At 66.4% G+C, this 15,292-nt stretch carries 19 protein-coding genes; 14 read left to right on the top strand and 5 right to left on the bottom strand.

Features of this window, described 5'->3' with window-relative positions; genetic code table 11:
* Window positions 1-46: 46 nt before the first annotated feature.
* The 4 genes from cbiB to GR167_RS15800 all read right to left on the bottom strand — a co-directional run bounded on the left by cbiB (window position 47) and on the right by GR167_RS15800 (window position 3,367).
* Window positions 47-943: an adenosylcobinamide-phosphate synthase CbiB gene (gene cbiB / locus GR167_RS15815; protein WP_160974688.1), complete on the bottom strand. Its 897-nt coding sequence runs from the start codon at window positions 941-943 to the stop codon at window positions 47-49.
* A complete protein-coding gene (locus GR167_RS15810; protein WP_160974687.1) occupies window positions 940-1,878 on the bottom strand; it encodes a threonine-phosphate decarboxylase in 939 nt (312 codons plus the stop codon). Before GR167_RS15810 ends, cbiB begins: the two co-directional genes overlap by 4 nt.
* Before the next feature lies 1 nt (window position 1,879).
* Window positions 1,880-2,257 (bottom strand): DUF1636 family protein, encoded by a 378-nt coding sequence (locus GR167_RS15805; RefSeq protein WP_160974686.1) that lies wholly within the window; start codon window positions 2,255-2,257, stop codon window positions 1,880-1,882.
* Between the two features lie 111 nt (window positions 2,258-2,368).
* Entirely contained in the window at window positions 2,369-3,367 is a 999-nt protein-coding gene (locus tag GR167_RS15800) for a glutathione S-transferase family protein (RefSeq protein ID WP_160974736.1), read from the bottom strand.
* A gap of 306 nt (window positions 3,368-3,673) precedes the next feature.
* On the opposite strand from GR167_RS15800, the gene GR167_RS15795 reads away from it, so the two are divergent.
* The 8 genes from GR167_RS15795 (at window position 3,674) to GR167_RS15760 (ending at window position 10,939) form a co-directional block, all read left to right on the top strand.
* Window positions 3,674-3,898, top strand: coding sequence for a DUF6732 family protein (locus GR167_RS15795; RefSeq protein ID WP_160974685.1), 225 nt, complete (start codon window positions 3,674-3,676; stop codon window positions 3,896-3,898).
* 4 nt (window positions 3,899-3,902) lie between these two features.
* A complete protein-coding gene (locus GR167_RS15790) occupies window positions 3,903-5,171 on the top strand; it encodes a sirohydrochlorin chelatase (protein WP_160974684.1) in 1,269 nt (422 codons plus the stop codon).
* Between the two features lie 99 nt (window positions 5,172-5,270).
* Window positions 5,271-5,912, top strand: a complete 642-nt coding sequence (locus GR167_RS15785) for a precorrin-8X methylmutase (protein ID WP_160974683.1) — start codon at window positions 5,271-5,273, stop codon at window positions 5,910-5,912.
* Between the two features lie 2 nt (window positions 5,913-5,914).
* Window positions 5,915-7,117 (top strand): precorrin-6y C5,15-methyltransferase (decarboxylating) subunit CbiE, encoded by a 1,203-nt coding sequence (gene cbiE, locus GR167_RS15780; protein ID WP_160974682.1) that lies wholly within the window; start codon window positions 5,915-5,917, stop codon window positions 7,115-7,117.
* A 66-nt stretch (window positions 7,118-7,183) separates the two neighbouring features.
* Window positions 7,184-7,885, top strand: a complete 702-nt coding sequence (gene cobI / locus GR167_RS15775) for a precorrin-2 C(20)-methyltransferase (protein ID WP_160974681.1) — start codon at window positions 7,184-7,186, stop codon at window positions 7,883-7,885.
* Entirely contained in the window at window positions 7,876-9,675 is a 1,800-nt protein-coding gene (gene cobJ, locus GR167_RS15770) for a precorrin-3B C(17)-methyltransferase (RefSeq protein WP_160974680.1), read from the top strand. Before cobI ends, cobJ begins: the two co-directional genes overlap by 10 nt.
* Window positions 9,676-9,709: 34 nt before the next feature.
* Complete coding sequence (gene cobM, locus GR167_RS15765; RefSeq protein WP_160974679.1) at window positions 9,710-10,480, top strand: precorrin-4 C(11)-methyltransferase; 771 nt, start codon at window positions 9,710-9,712, stop codon at window positions 10,478-10,480.
* 96 nt (window positions 10,481-10,576) lie between these two features.
* Window positions 10,577-10,939, top strand: coding sequence for a hypothetical protein (locus GR167_RS15760; protein ID WP_160974678.1), 363 nt, complete (start codon window positions 10,577-10,579; stop codon window positions 10,937-10,939).
* A 3-nt stretch (window positions 10,940-10,942) separates the two neighbouring features.
* Here the strand turns inward: GR167_RS15760 and GR167_RS15755 are convergent, their stop codons facing one another.
* A complete protein-coding gene (locus tag GR167_RS15755) occupies window positions 10,943-12,112 on the bottom strand; it encodes a MalY/PatB family protein (RefSeq protein ID WP_160974677.1) in 1,170 nt (389 codons plus the stop codon).
* Window positions 12,113-12,361: 249 nt separating this feature from the next.
* On the opposite strand from GR167_RS15755, the gene def (GR167_RS15750) reads away from it, so the two are divergent.
* From def (GR167_RS15750) to GR167_RS15725, 6 genes are read left to right on the top strand one after another with little or no spacing between them, the layout of a single operon-like run.
* Window positions 12,362-12,880, top strand: a complete 519-nt coding sequence (def, locus tag GR167_RS15750; protein ID WP_160974676.1) for a peptide deformylase — start codon at window positions 12,362-12,364, stop codon at window positions 12,878-12,880.
* Window positions 12,877-13,377, top strand: a complete 501-nt coding sequence (gene def / locus GR167_RS15745; RefSeq protein ID WP_160974675.1) for a peptide deformylase — start codon at window positions 12,877-12,879, stop codon at window positions 13,375-13,377. The genes def (GR167_RS15750) and def (GR167_RS15745) overlap by 4 nt, the downstream gene beginning before the upstream one ends.
* Complete coding sequence (def, locus tag GR167_RS15740; RefSeq protein ID WP_160974674.1) at window positions 13,374-13,868, top strand: peptide deformylase; 495 nt, start codon at window positions 13,374-13,376, stop codon at window positions 13,866-13,868. The genes def (GR167_RS15745) and def (GR167_RS15740) overlap by 4 nt, the downstream gene beginning before the upstream one ends.
* Window positions 13,869-13,885: 17 nt before the next feature.
* Window positions 13,886-14,791 (top strand): methionyl-tRNA formyltransferase, encoded by a 906-nt coding sequence (fmt, locus tag GR167_RS15735; RefSeq protein ID WP_160974673.1) that lies wholly within the window; start codon window positions 13,886-13,888, stop codon window positions 14,789-14,791.
* Between the two features lie 17 nt (window positions 14,792-14,808).
* The gene (locus tag GR167_RS15730) at window positions 14,809-15,045 is read left to right on the top strand and encodes a hypothetical protein (RefSeq protein ID WP_160974672.1); all 237 of its coding nucleotides are present in this window, start codon (window positions 14,809-14,811) and stop codon (window positions 15,043-15,045) included.
* 9 nt (window positions 15,046-15,054) lie between these two features.
* Window positions 15,055-15,291, top strand: coding sequence for a GlsB/YeaQ/YmgE family stress response membrane protein (locus GR167_RS15725; RefSeq protein ID WP_160974671.1), 237 nt, complete (start codon window positions 15,055-15,057; stop codon window positions 15,289-15,291).
* The last annotated feature ends 1 nt before the right edge of the window (window position 15,292 follow it).

Raw genomic sequence — 15,292 nt, 5'->3', positions numbered from 1 at the left:
ATAGGAATTGCGGGCAGCCTAGCAGGATCACCCCCTGCTGCAACCGTCACAACAGCGCGGCGGCCAGCGCCAGCGCCAGCACGATGCCCCAGCCGGTCCACAACACGCGGGTTGCGGCGTCGATATCGTCGGGGCCGATATCATCGCGCCCCTCGGGATGGACGAAGGGAAAGTCGCGCATTTCACCATCGTAGGATCGCGGTCCGGACAGCGCCACGCCGATGGCGCGGGCCATCGCCGCTTCGGGCCAGCCGGCATTGGGCGACCGGTGCCGCCTTGCGTCGCGCACGATGGCGGGCCAGTCGCGCAGCACGCCGTGGGGGATTGCAATCAGCAGCGCGGTCAGCCGGGCCGGGATCAGGTTCAGCAGGTCGTCGAAGCGGGCGGCGGCCCAGCCGAAGTTTTGGTGCCGGGGGGTGCGATAGCCGATCATGCTGTCGGCGGTGTTGGTGATCTTGTAGAGCAGCAGCCCGGGCAGGCCGAGGATTGCGAACCAGAAAATGGGCGCGATGACGCCGTCGGAAAAGTTCTCCGCCGCGCTTTCGATGGCTGCACGGGCGACGGCGGGGCGGTCCATGTCGCTTGTGTCGCGCCCGACGATCATCGCCACGCTCATCCGCCCGTCGCCCACGGACAGGCGCAGGGCGTCGGCAACCGCCTTGACGTGATCGACCAGCGAACGTTGCGCAAACAGGATGGCGGCGATGACGATCTCAACCGCCGGGCCGAACAGCGACACGACCCAGCCCAGCAGCAGCGCGCCGATGGCCAGCCCGGCCATGGTCAGGATGCCGTTTGCCCGGCGTTGGTCGCCGCTGTTGAACCGTTCGTCGGCCCAGCCGACCGCGCGGCCCATCAAAACGGCGGGGTGCGGCAGCCGCGACCACAGCCATTTCGGTTCGCCCAAAGCGGCATCGAGCAGCATCGCCAGCACCAGGGTCACAGTGCGGACTCCAGCCGGTGCCACTGATCCGGGGCGGGCAGGCCGAGCCGGATCAGCGTGTCGGAATAGGGGAAGATGCGGGTCCAGATCTGCGCCTGCGCCAGCCGGTCCTGCCACAGGGCGGCGTCATCCACCTCATAGAGCCGGAACAGCGATGTGCCCCCCGAAAGCCGCGCCCCTGCGCGGGTCATCAAGGCGTCGAGCCGGGCGGCGTCTTCGTTCAGCCTTGTACGGGTTGCGATGGCCCAGTCGTGATCGGTCAGCGCCCGGGTGCCGATGGTCAGCGCCGGGCCAGACACCGGCCAGGGGCCCAGCATCTGCGCCAGACGGTCGATCAGGGCGGGATCGCCGATGGCGAAACCCAGCCGCAACCCGGCCAGCCCCCAGAACTTGCCGAAGCTTTTCAGGATCACCGTGCCCGGGCGGGTGGCCTGCGCGATCCACGACCGGTCCGGCGCGACGTCGCAGAAGCTTTCATCGATCACCTTCAGGTCGAATCCGTCCGGTTCGTCGGCATACCAGTGACCGGTCGGGTTGTTGGGATGCACGATGACCCGGGCGTCGGGGCCTTCATGGGACAGTTGCCAGCCCTCTGCCTCGAAGGCGGCGGCGTGTTCGTTATAGGTCGGCGCGGGAATATCGACGGTGCCGGGCGGCAGCAGGGCAGGGATGCGCGCGATCAGCGATGATGCCCCCGGCGCAGCCAGGATCGCGGCGCCGTCGGGCACCCGCCAGAAGCTGCGCGCCGCGTCGGTCAGCGCCTGCTGTGCCGCGTGGTCGGGCAGGGCGTTCCAGGCCTGCGCGGGGATGCTGCCGACCGGATAGGGGACCGGGTTGATGCCGGTGGACAGGTCGATCCAGTCTTCGCGTGCGCCGCCGAAACGGGCCGCCGCCGCGTCGATGCCCCCGCCGTGATCGCGCTGCGGCCCGGCCATGTCAGTCTTCCTTCGGCAGCGGCGGGTGGCGGGTCACGAAATGCCCCTTCACCCCCTGCGGCCATTGCCGGAACGGCACCTGGCCGCTGTCGCTTTGCGCATGCAGCGCGGCGTAATCGACGATGGCCTGCGCCGCGCCGTCCTCGGCCGGATCGAACCGGCCCAGCGTATAGGCCAGCTTGCCCTCGCCCTGGATCGCGACGTTGCAGCCGTGGCTGCACCCCATCAGGCAGGACACGCGCCGGGTCTTGATCCCGGCGACGCCCGCGGCGGCGGCCTCGACCTGTTCGGCCAGGGCCTCGCCATCGGTGCGGGATGCGGTTTCGGCATCCCACCCTTCACGTTTGCAGGTGTCGCAGATCGTGATCCAGCTTGTCATCGGCGCGGTTCCTTTTGCGCGCAGACAAAGCGGATTTGGATTGAAAGCACAAGATGCGACCTTGGGCCGGCAGGGGAAAAGCGGCGTTTCCCTTGCAGCAGGCCCTATCCGTCAGGAGGCGGCGGCGTAGCTCAGCGCGTCGCGCCGGTGCGGCTCATGGTAATCCAGCACCGGGTTGATCGGGATGATCCGGTTCGGATTGATGGTGTCGTGGCTGTAATGATAGTGCCGCACGATATGATCGATATGGGTGGTCCCCGCCACGCCGGGCCATTGATACAGCTCGCGCGTATAGGCCCAGAGGTTGGGGTAATCGATCAGCCGCTTGCGGTTGCACTTGAAATGCAGGTGATAGACCGGGTCGAACCGGATCAGCGTGGTGAACAGCCGCCAATCGGCCTCGGTCACGCGGTCACCCATCAGGTAGCGGCGGCTGGACAGGCGCTCCTCCAGCCAGTCGAGACTGTCGAACAGCGGTCCGACCGCTTCGTCATAGGCCGCCTGAGTGGTGGCGAACCCAGCCTTGTAGACGCCGTTGTTGATGCTGTCATAGATCCGCGCGTTGACCGGTTCGATCGCCTCGCGCAGGTCCTCGGGCCAGTAATCGTCGCGGTTGCCGGTGATGTCGTCGAAGGCGGAATTCAGCATGCGGATGATTTCGGAACTTTCGTTCGACACGATGGTTTCGCGCTGCTTGTCCCACAGCACCGGCACCGTTACCCGGCCCGACACGCCGGGCTGGGCCTTGGTATAGATGTCGCGCATGAAGGGCAGGCCATACAGCCGGTCGCCGGTGGCGCCGGGGAAATCGGAATTCAGGCTCCAGCCGTCGCCGAGCATGTCGGGATGCACCACGGAAATGCCGATGTGATCCTCCAACCCCTTGATCGCGCGGAAGATCAGCGTGCGATGGGCCCAGGGGCAGGCGTAGGAGACATAGAGGTGATATCGCCCCGATTCGGCCTTGAACCCGGCGTCGCCCGTCGGCCCGGCGCTGCCGTCGGGGGTGATCCAGTTGCGGAAACCGGCGGTGGAGCGGACGAATTTGCCCCCCGTCTTGCCGGTGTCGTACCAGGTGTCGTGCCATTCGCCGTCGATCAGTAGGCCCATCATGCGTCTCCTTGCTTTCAGGGACCGATTTAGGCTTTTGCGGCCTGTGCGAAAACGCCGATTCCTGCGCATAAAATTTGCATTTATGCACAAAGGCAGGGCGCGGAGGTCGCAATCGATGGGGGCGGCGGCGTTTCCGCGATTGCGTTTGCGGGGCGCGGGCCTCTATACCTGAGATCAGACGAAGCCCCATGGGGGCCGGAGAGGTGGACTTGTGCGATCGACCCAAGCCGGGGATCAGGACAAGCGTCGTCAGGTGCTCATCCGGGCATTCTCTCTTCGATGTGGTGAAAAAAGGGGAGAGGCATGAAAGCTTTCTACACGATTTTGGGACTGTTCTGGGCTGGACAGGCCGCCGCGCATCCGGGCCACCTGGCCGAAGCGGCGGGGCATGACCACTGGGTCGCGGGCATCGCCATCGGCGCGGCCGTCGCGATCGGGCTGTGGGCCGCGCTGAAGGGCAAGGGCGCCGCCGAGGCGGAACCGGAGGAGGCCGAAGAGGCCGCCGAGGAAGAGCTTCAGGAAGCCTGAAGACATGACGAAAATCGGAGTGATGATCTGCGGCCACGGGTCCCGCAGCCAAGCCGCCGTGGACGAATTCAGCGTGCTGGCCGAAAAGCTGCCGGCGCTTTTGCCGTCCGACTGGGAAACCGAATACGGCTATCTGGAATTCGCCAACCCGGTGATCCGCGACGGGCTGGACCGGCTGCGCGATAAGGGCTGCGACCGGATCGTGGCGGTGCCCGGGATGCTGTTCGCCGCGATGCATTCGAAGAACGACATCCCGACGGTGCTGAACACCTATGCCGCCAAGCACGGGATCGAGGTGTCCTATGGCCGCGAACTGGGCGTCGACCCCAAGATGATCGCCGCCGCCGGTGCGCGGGTGCGCGAGGCGGTCGACAGGGCGAATGCCGAACTGGGCGAGGTGGCGCTGCACGACACCTGCCTGGTGGTGATCGGCCGCGGCGCGTCCGATCCCGACGCCAATGCCAACGTGTCCAAGATCGCCCGGCTGTTGCAGGAAGGCATGGGGTTCGGATGGTGCGAGGTCGGTTATTCCGGCGTCACCTTCCCGCTGGTCGAACCCTGCCTGAACCACGTGGTGAAGCTGGGCTACAAGCGGGTCATCGTGTTCCCCTATTTCCTGTTCACTGGCATCCTGATCGACCGGATTTACGGCTTCACCGACCAGGTGGCGGCGCGGCATCCGGACATCCAGTTCGTCAAGGCGGGCTATCTGAACGATCACCCCAAGGTGCTGGAAACCTTCGCCGAGCGGGTGACCGAGCAGCTTTCCGATGTGCCGCCGCCCAATTGCGGCACCTGCGCCTATCGCAGCCAGGTCCTGTCCGTCGAAGGCGGCGCGCCGCTGCAGATCAGCGCCGAGGACCGCGCCGGGCATCCGGCCTTTGCCGAGGTGCCACCGCCCACCTGCGTGATGTGCAAATACCGGGTCGAGGTTCTGGGTTTCGAGAATGAAGTCGGCGCGGTGCAGGAAAGCCATCACCACCATGTCGAAGGCCAGGGCGCCAGCGCGCCGGGATCGAACGTGGGTGATTGCACGCTGTGCGACACGTTCTGCACCGGGGAATGCCGGTTGGAGATGGGGCATCATCACCATCATCATGACCACGATCGTCACCACCACCATGATCACGGGCACCACCATGATCACGGGCACGACCATGGTCACGACCACGGCCATCACCATCATCACCACGACCACGATCACGTGCATCCCGTCTACCCGCATGCGGATCACCCGCTGGGCCCGGAAAGCGCGCGCAAGCATCGGCATTGACCGCCCTGTGAAGCCCTGTTTGGGCTTCGCATTCCGCATCGACCCCCATCCTGCCCTTCCCCCGGTCCGGGGGAAGGAACCCAACGGAGAGAGAGCGCCATGCGCCCGTATGAAAAGAACCCCTCGGCGATCTACGCACAGTCCTTCGCGACGGTGCGGAGCGAGGCGCGGCTGGACCGGTTCGGCCCGGGGATGCAGGCGCTTGCGATCCGGCTGATCCATGCCTGCGGAATGGTGGAGGTCGCCGACCGCCTGGCCTTTTCGCCCGCCGCCTACGAGGCCGGGCGCGACGCGCTGCTGGGCGGTGCGCCGGTGCTCTGCGATTGCGAAATGGTCGGCGCCGGGATCATCCGCCGTTATTTGCCCGCCGAGAACGAGGTGGTGGTGACGCTGAACGATCCCCGCGTGCCGGGGATCGCGGCGGGGATCGGCAACACCCGCTCTGCCGCGGCGGTGGAGCTGTGGGCCGACCGGCTGGAGGGCGCCGTGGTGGCCGTGGGCAACGCGCCGACGGCGCTGTTTCACCTGCTGGAACTGATCGACCAGGGCGCGCCGAAACCGGCGCTGATCCTGGGCTTCCCGGTGGGCTTCGTCGGCGCGGCGGAAAGCAAGGCGGAACTGGCCGAACGCCCGCGCGGCTGCGAATTCGTCGCCCTGCGCGGGCGGCGCGGCGGGTCGGCGATCGCCTCGGCGGCGGTGAATGCGCTGGCGGCAGGATTGCCCGAGGAAAAGGGAGACTGAACATGGCTGAACCCTGGTTGCATATCGTCGGCATCGGCGAGGACGGGCTGGACGGGCTGCTGCCCGCCACCCGCGCGGTGGTCGAGGCGGCAGAGGTGATCGTCGGCGGCGACCGGCATCACGACCTGTCGGGCGCGGTCAGCGCCGAACGGGTCGCTTGGCCCTCGCCCTTCGACGCGCTGATCGAGATGCTGAAATCCATGAAGGGGCGGCGCGTGGTGGTGCTGGCGACCGGCGATCCGCTGTGGTTTTCGGTGGGCGCCCGGATCGGCCGGTCGATCGACCCGGCCGAGATCACCTATCACCCGCAACTGTCGGCGTTCCAACTGGCCGCCGCCCGGATGGGGTGGAGCCTGGCGGATGTCGAAACGCTGACCGTGCATGGCCGCCCGGTCGAGCAGATGATCGCCTTCATCCAGCCCGATGCGCGGCTGCTGATCCTGACCACCGGGGCTGAAACGCCCGGCCAGATCGCGGCGTTCCTGACCGAGCGCGGTTTCGGTCGGTCGAAAATGACGGTGCTCGCCAATATGGGCGGGCCGGACGAGGCGCGGTTTGATGGCGTGGCGGAAAGCTGGGACCATACGGTGCCGGATTTCAACACCCTGGCGGTCGATTGCATCGCCGCGCCCGATGCCGCGCTGTTGCCGCGGGTGCCGGGGCTGGCCGACGATCTGTTCCAGCATGACGGCACCATGACCAAGCAGGAGGTGCGCGCGGCGACGCTGGCCAAGCTGATGCCGATGCGCGGGGCGCTGCTGTGGGATATCGGAACCGGCTGCGGATCGGTGGCGGTGGAATGGATGCGCGGCGCGCGCTACGCCCGCGCCATCGGGATCGAACCGCGCGCCGACCGCCGGGCGATGGCGGCGGCCAATGCGCTGGCACTTGGCACGCCGAAGCTGCAGCTGATCGACGGGCGGGTGCCCGAGGCGCTGTTCGGGCTGGACGCGCCCGACGCGGTGTTCATCGGCGGCGGGCTGAGCCGCGAGGTGTTCGAGGCGGCCTGGGCGGCGCTGCGCCCGCTGGGGCGGCTGGTGGCCAACGCGGTGACGCTGGAAAGCGAGGCGGTGCTGGTGGCGCTGCATCGCGAACATGGCGGGCAACTGGTGAAGATCCAGGTGCAGCGGGCGGAACCGGTGGGCGGGCTGACCGGCTGGCGGCCGCTGATGCCGGTGACGCAGTGGAGCCTGATCAAGCGATGAGCGGGTTGCGAGGGCAGGACGCCTCCGGCGGGAGTATTTGGACCAAGAAGAAGCTGGGGGCTGGATATGGCCGGTAAGCTGTACGGTGTGGGACTGGGGCCGGGGGACCCCGAGCTGATGACGCTGAAGGCGCATCGGCTGATCTCAACCGCCCGCGTGGTGGCCTATCCGGCGCTGGCCGGGTCGGACAGTTTCGCCCGTGCCATCGCCGCCGCCGCGATCCCGGAAGGGGCGCGCGAGATTGTCATGGACGTGCCGATGACGGTGGAACGCGGCCCGGCGCAGGCGGCCTATGACGCGGGTGCCAAGCGGATCGCCGAAGCGCTGGAGGCGGGCGAGGACGTGATCTGCCTCTGCGAGGGCGATCCGTTTTTCTACGGTTCCTTCATGTATCTCTACGCCCGGCTGGCCGACCGGTTCGAGGTCGAGGTGGTGCCGGGCGTGACCAGCATCACCGCCTGCGCGGGGCGGGCCGGGCTGCCCTTGGCGGCGCGCAACGAGCGGCTGACGGTGCTGCCGGGGCCCTTGCCCGAGGCCGAGCTGCGCGACCGGATCGAGGGGGCGGAAAGCGTTGTCGTGATGAAGGTGGGGCGGCACCTGGCGAAGATCCGCGGCGTGATCGACGGCTTGGGGCTGAGCGACAGGGCGGTTTACGTCGAACGCGCCAGCCTGCCCGGGGAACGCATCTGCCCGCTCTCCGAGGCGCCTGAAAAGGCGCCGTATTTTTCGATGATCCTACTGACGAAGGGGGCCGATCCATGGCTGTGAAACCCGTTGTTCTGGCGCTGAGCGCGTCGGGAGAAGCGACCGCGCGCAAGCTGGCGCAGGCCTTGGGGGCGGAGATGCACGGGCGCGAGGGGCGCGTGGTCGAAGCGGATGCGTTTTTCCCCAACGCCTTGGATCATGTGCGCGACCTGTTCGCCGCCGGGGTGCCGGTGGTGGGGGTTTGCGCGTCCGGCATACTGATCCGGGCCGTCGCTCCCTTGCTGGGCGACAAGCGGGCCGAGCCGCCGGTGTTGTCGGTCTCCGATGACGGATCGGTGGTGGTGCCGCTTCTGGGCGGGCATCGCGGGGCGAACCGGCTGGCGAAGGAGATTGCCGGGGCATTGGGGGCCGTTGCGGCGGTGACCACGGCAGGCGATGTGGCGATGGGCGTGGCGCTGGACGAACCGCCGCTGGGCTATCGGCTGGCCAACCCACAGGATGCCAAGGCGGCGATGGCGGCCTTGCTGTCGGGGGCAGGCGTGTCTGTCGTGGGCGAGAATATTTTCGGGATCGAGGAGACTGGCGGCGCGGTGGAACTGGTGGTCAGCGAGGCGCCCGAGGACGCGGGCGAAGAACGGCTGGTCTATCACCCGCAGCGCCATGTGCTGGGGCTGGGCTGTGCCCGCAATGCCGATCCGGAGGAGATGTGGGCGCTGGTCGGCGAGGTTCTGGACAAGGCCGGGATCGCGCCGGGGGCGGTGGGCTGTGTCGCCTCGATCGACCTGAAGGCGGATGAGCCTGCAATGAACGAGGTGGCGCGGCGGCTGGGCGTGCCACTGCGGCTGTTCACCGCCGCCGAGCTGGAGACGCAGGAGGTGCCGAACCCGTCCGATGTGGTCTTTGCCGAGGTTGGCTGCCACGGTGTCAGCGAAGGGGCGGCGCTGGCCTGTGGCGGCGCATTGGTGGTCGAGAAGCAGAAGACCGCCAATTGCACCTGCGCCCTGGGGCGGACGCAAGCGCCGATCACCGACCTGCCGGGCCGGGCGCGCGGGCGGTTGAGCGTGGTGGGTATCGGGCCTGGGCAGGCATCCTGGCGCACGCCGGAAGTGTCGAAGCTCATTGCCGAGGCCGAGGAACTGGTGGGCTACGGGCTTTATATCGACCTGCTGGGGCCGCTGGCCGCTGGCAAGGCGCGGTCGGATTTCCCGCTGGGCGGGGAAGAGGCACGCTGCCGCTACGCTTTGGAACGCGCGGCCAAGGGGCACAACGTGGCGCTGGTCTGTTCCGGCGATGCGGGGATCTACGCGATGGGGGCCTTGGTGTTCGAACTGCTGGATCGCGGGCCGGATGAGCACGGGGTCAGCGACGCGGCGCACCGGATCGAGGTGATCTGTTCCCCCGGCGTTTCGGCGCTGCAGGGCGCGGCGGCGCGGGCGGGGGCGCCCTTGGGTCACGATTTCTGCACCATTTCGCTCAGCGACCTGCTGACCCCGCGCGACGACATCCTGCGGCGGCTGAAGGCAGCGGCGGAGGGCGATTTCGTCATCGCCTTCTATAACCCGGTGTCCAAGACGCGCCGCACCCTGCTGGCCGAGGCGCGCGATATCCTGCTGCAGCACCGCCCGGCGGACACGCCGGTGATGCTGGCCTCCTCGCTGGGGCGGCCTGAGGAACATGTGCGCTACCGGCGGCTGGACCAGTTGCAGGTCGACGAGGTCGACATGCTGACCGTGGTTCTGGTGGGGTCGAGCAATTCGCGGCTGGCGCAGCTGGGCGAGGGCCCGCGCATGTTCACGCCGCGCGGCTATGCCCGCAAGATCGACGGCGATCTGGCGGCGGGCGGCGCGCAGTGAAGATTTATCGGGCAGGGAAAAGGGAAGCACAGGCATGACGGTTTATTTCATCGGCGCGGGGCCGGGCGATCCCGAACTGCTGACCAAGAAGGCCGAGCGGGTGATCGGCGAATGCCCGGTCTGCCTTTACGCCGGGTCGCTGGTGCCGCCCGAGGTGGTGGCCTGCGCGCCGGAAGGGGCGAGGGTGATGGACACCGCGCCGATGACGCTGGACGACACCCATGCGGAGATCAAGGCGGCCCATGCGAAAGGGCAGGACGTGGCGCGGGTGCATTCGGGCGATCCATCGCTTTACGGCGCGATCGCCGAACAGATCCGGCGGCTGCGGGCCGATGATATTCCCTATGAAATCATCCCCGGCGTGCCCGCCTACGCCGCCGCCGCCGCCGCCCTGGGTCAGGAACTGACCGTGCCGGAACTGGCGCAGTCGATCGTGCTGACCCGGGTGTCGATGAAATCCACCGCCATGCCGTCGGGCGAAACGCTGGAAAATTTCGCCCGCACCGGCGCGACCCTGGCGATTCACCTCGGCGTACGGAACCTGCGTGAGATCGAGCGGCAGCTGAGCCCCCATTACGGCGCGGATTGCCCGGTGGTGGTGGCCTATCGCGTCGGCTGGCCGGACCAGATATTCATCCGCGGTACGCTCAGCGATATCCACGCCAAGGTGCGGGTGGAAAAGATCACCCGTACGGCGCTGATTCTTGTCGGGCCGGTGCTTGGCGATGTGCGCGACTTCAAGGATTCGGCGCTGTACGATCCCGCCATGCCGCATGTGCTGCGCCCGAAAGCGTCTGGAAAATGACACAGTGGCGGGGAAAGAATCCCCGCCCATTCGGCCCCGAGTTCCCTCCTTGGCACGAATCCCGCATGATGGGGGCATCAGCGAGGGAGGCGTAAGATGCCGACATTTCTGCCCAAGGAAGTCCTGGCCGGACTGGAAGCCGCGCGCCAGCGCGACCGCAAGCGCAATGGCCGGATGCTGGTCGAAGCGGATGGCAAGACCTACCGCGTGATCAGCTTCTGGGAAGGCGGCTTTGCCCTCGATGCCGAAAACGCGCCGCATCTGCGCGGCTTCGTCGACCTCTATGATCGCGGTCAGCACCTGTATCAGTGCCTGATCATCGCCTCGGGCGAAGAAGACGGCCGGATGATCTATGAATTCAAGCGGCTGACGGCGATCCAGGATCGCCCGCCGCAGGATTTCGCGCCCGAAAAGGGCGACAGGATCGCCCTGCCGCTCCCCTCGGATTTGCCCTTGTGATCCTTATTGCAGGTCGGCGAAGGCCGCCTGCATCCGCTCCACCGCCTGTTCCACGGTGCTGCGCGGCGTGGCGAGGTTGAAGCGCAGGAAGCTGTCGCCGCCCGACCCGAAGCTCGGCCCGTGGTTGACGGCGATCTTCGCGTCCTGTTCGACCCTTTTGGTGAATTCTTCCCGCGTCATGCCGGTGCCGGAAAAATCGACCCAGGCCAGGTAGGTCGCTTGCAGCGGCATCGAGGAAAGGCCCGGGATCGCGTTGATGCCGGTATCGAAGACCTGCCGGTTGCCGTCGATATAGGCGATCAGATCGTCGAGCCAGGCCGCGCCTTCGGGGGAATAGGCGGCTTCGGCCATGTGCAGCCCGAAGGAATTGGGCGACATGCCGAGCGCTGCCATCCTGGCGGCGAACTTGGCGCGCAGGTCGGGGTCGTGGATGATCACGTTGCCCGAATGGCTGCCGGCGATGTTGAAGGTCTTGGTGGTGGCGCTCATCATGATCAGCCGGTCGGAAATGCCGTCGATCAGCGCCATCGGGATGTGCTTGGTGCCGGGGAAGACGAGGTCGTGGTGGATTTCATCCGACACCAGGATCAGGTCGTGGCGCTTGGCGAAGGCGGCGACGCCTTCGAGTTCTTCGCGCGTCCAGACCCGGCCGCCGGGATTGTGCGGCGAACACAGGATCATCATCTTTTCCGACCCGTCCAGCTGCTGGTCCCAGGCGTCGAAATCCATCTCGTAGCGGCCGTTTTCGACGGCCAGGTCGCATTCGACGACGCGGCGGTTGTTGGCGCGGATCACCTTGGCGAAGGCGTGGTAAACCGGCGTCATCAGCACGATACCGTCGCCCGGTTCGGTGAAGGTGTCGACGCACATCGCGGTGCCGTTGACCAACCCGTGGGTGGTGAAGATCGCCTGCGGGTCGACTTCCCAGCCGTGGCGGGTCCGCATCCACCAGCAGATCGCACCGAGATAGCTGTTGTCGTCGCCGTAATAGCCGTAGATCCCGTGTTCATGCATCTTCGCGATGGCGTCCTGCACGCAATCGGGCGCGCGGAAATCCATGTCGGCCACCCACATCGGGATGCCGTCCTTGGCCGGAACGCCATAGATATCTTCCATCTTGTCCCATTTCGCCGAATGGGTGCCAAAACGGTTGATGATCGTGTCGAAGCTCATTCTGGGTCTCCTTGCATGTCTCGCGGGGATGTCCGCGCCGGGATAGCGGCAATACGCCTTTTCTGGACCAAAATTCCAACAAGCGGATGGAAAATGGAAGAGCGATCTAAATCAATCGTGAAATCAGGGATATTATGCTGTCCGTCGGCGCAATACCGGGACATTTTCCTGTATGGTCATTTTTCTGCCGTCTGTTGCCGAAACAATGGCCCATTGCAGGGGCGGGGGCCATACCCTAAATCCACTGTCATGAAACGTCCTATCCTGATCCATCCCGATCCGCGCCTGAAAAAGGTCTGCGCCGCCGTTCCCGACCTGTCGGACGAGTTGCGCGTGCTGGCCGACGATATGCTGGAAACCATGTATGACGCGCCCGGCATCGGCCTGGCCGCGCCGCAGATCGGCGTGCTGGACCGGCTGATCGTGCTGGATTGCGCCAAGGAAAAGGATGAAACCCCGCGCCCGCTGATCATGTTCAATCCGAAGGTGATCGAATCCTCGGACGAGCTGAGCACCTACGAGGAAGGCTGCCTGTCGATCCCCGAACAATATGCCGAGGTGGAACGCCCGGCCGAGGTGACGGTCGAGTGGATCGACCGCAACGGCAATGAACAGCGCGAAACCTTCGCCGGTCTCTGGGCGACCTGCGTGCAGCACGAAATCGACCACCTGGATGGCAAGCTGTTCATCGATTACCTCAAGCCGCTGAAGCGTCAGATGATCACCCGCAAGATGCAGAAGCTGAAACGGGAACGGGCCCGGGCGTGAGCATTCTGCCGATCCTGAAATGGCCCGACCCGCGCCTGTCGCAGCCCTGTGACCCGGTGGCCCCGGGCGAGGATGTGTCGGATCTGATCACCGACATGCTGGAAACCATGTATGACGCGCCGGGGCGTGGCCTGGCTGCGCCGCAGGTCGGCGTGATGAAACGCGTCTTCGTGATGGATTGCGGCTGGAAAGACGGCGACATGACGCCGGTCATCTGTATCAATCCCGAAATCGTCGCGTCGTCAGAAGAGGTGGTGAGCGGCGAAGAAGGCTGCCTGTCGATCCCTGACGCCCCTGCCGAGGTGACGCGGCCCGAACGGATCACGCTGCGCTGGACCGGGCTGGACGGCGCGGTGCAGGAAAGCGAACTGACCGGGTTCGAGGCGAAATGCGCCCAGCACGAATACGACCATCTTGACGGTCTGGTGATCTTCGACCGGCTGTCGGATGAGGATCGCGCGCGGATCGAAGGGGCTTATCTGGAGACGCTGAAATGACCGCGCGCAAATGCCTGCCCTGGCCCGACAAGCGGCTGCGGACCCCCGCCGAGCCGGTGAGCGAGATCACCGACGATATCCGCGCCACCTGGACCGACATGATCGACACGATGGAGGCGATGCCCGGCGTCGGCCTGGCCGCGGTGCAGATCGGCGTGATGCAGCGCCTGGCGGTGGTCGATGCCAGCGAGGAACGCGGCAAACCCGTGCGCATGGCGAACCCCGAAATCCTGCACGCCAGCGTGCAGCTGCGCGATCATGACGAAGCCAGCCCCAACCTGCCCGGCGTCCACGCCACGATCAGCCGCCCGCGCGCGGTGACGGTGCGCTTCCTGAACGAGGCGGGCGAGGTCGAGGAACGCGATTTCGTCGGGCTTTGGGCCACCAGCGTGCAGCACCAGATCGACCATCTGAACGGCAAGATGTATTTCGACCATCTGAGCCGGGTGAAACGCGATATGCTGATCAAGAAGGCGCGCAAGCTGCGCTGATCGAAAGGGGCAGGGACATGCGTGTGATTTTCATGGGAACGCCGGATTTTTCCGTGCCGGTGCTCGACGCGCTGGTCGATGCCGGGCATGACGTGGCCGCGGTCTATTGCCAGCCGCCGCGTCCGGCAGGGCGGGGCAAGAAGGACCGGCCCACCCCGGTCCACGCCCGCGCGCTGGAACTGGGGCTGGAGGTGCGCCATCCGGTGTCGCTGAAATCGCCCGAGGAGCAGGTGGCCTTCGCCGATCTCAACGCCGATGTGGCGGTCGTGGTGGCCTATGGGCTGATCCTGCCGCAGGCCATTCTCGATGCCCCGAAACACGGCTGCCTGAACATCCATGCCTCGCTGCTGCCGCGCTGGCGCGGGGCAGCGCCGATCCATCGCGCGATCATGGCGGGCGACGCGGAAACCGGCATCTGCATCATGCAGATGGAGGCGGGGCTCGACACCGGCCCGGTGCTGCTCCGCGAGACCACGCCCATCGGGGCGGAGGAAACCACCGCCGGGCTGCACGACCGTCTATCGGAGATGGGGGCCAAGCTGATCGTCGAGGCGCTGGCGCGGCTGGACGAGCTGACGCCCGAGGTTCAGCCTGAACAGGGCGTGACCTATGCCCACAAGATCGACAAGGCCGAGGCGGCGATCGACTGGACCGCCCCCGCCGAGGAGGTCGACCGCAAGATCCGCGGCCTGTCGCCCTTCCCGGGTGCCTTCATCGAACATGATGGTCAGCGCATCAAGCTGCTCGCCTCGCGCCTGGCCGATGGTTCGGGCGAGCCGGGCGAGCTGCTGGACGATCAACTGACGGTGGCCTGCGGCACTGGCGCGGTACAGCTTTTGCGCTTGCAACGGGCAGGCAAGGCGGCACAGGATGCCGATATATTCCTGCGCGGGATGCCCCTGAGCAAGGGAACGCGGCTCTAACCCGGGAGAAAAGGCAGATGTTTCCAACGCTGATCGGAACCGTGGTGATTGCCGGGATCGTTGGGTATGTGTCGGAAAAGACCGGGTTCACCCGCAACGGCTACCTGCCCTCGATCATCATCTGCGTCGGCGGGGCCTTCCTGTTCTATTTCATCCGCATCATGTTCGGGCTGCGTTTTGGCGCGCCGGGCGTTGATGCTATCCTGTCTTCGATCGGGGCGCTGATCATCGTGCCCACCCATTACCGCAAGTAGGAGATTGCCATGTCCATCGTCTGGCTGATCATCATCGGCGCCGCCGCCGGGTTCCTGGCGACCCGGCTGATGAAGGTGGAAACCGATATCATCACCACCATCGGTATCGGTATCGCCGGGGCGCTGATCGGCGGGCTGGTGCTGCGGGCGCTGCTGGCGATGATGGGGATGGCGGCCGGGTTGGTCGGCGCGGTGCTGGGTGCGATGCTGCTGATCTGGGCCTGGCAGAGTTTCCAGAAGAAGTGAG

This window comes from Thalassovita mangrovi, from assembly GCF_009857745.1.
In the GTDB taxonomy this organism is placed as follows: Bacteria; Pseudomonadota; Alphaproteobacteria; order Rhodobacterales; family Rhodobacteraceae; genus Thalassobius; species Thalassobius mangrovi.
This window is presented reverse-complemented; position numbering and strand designations above follow the sequence as displayed.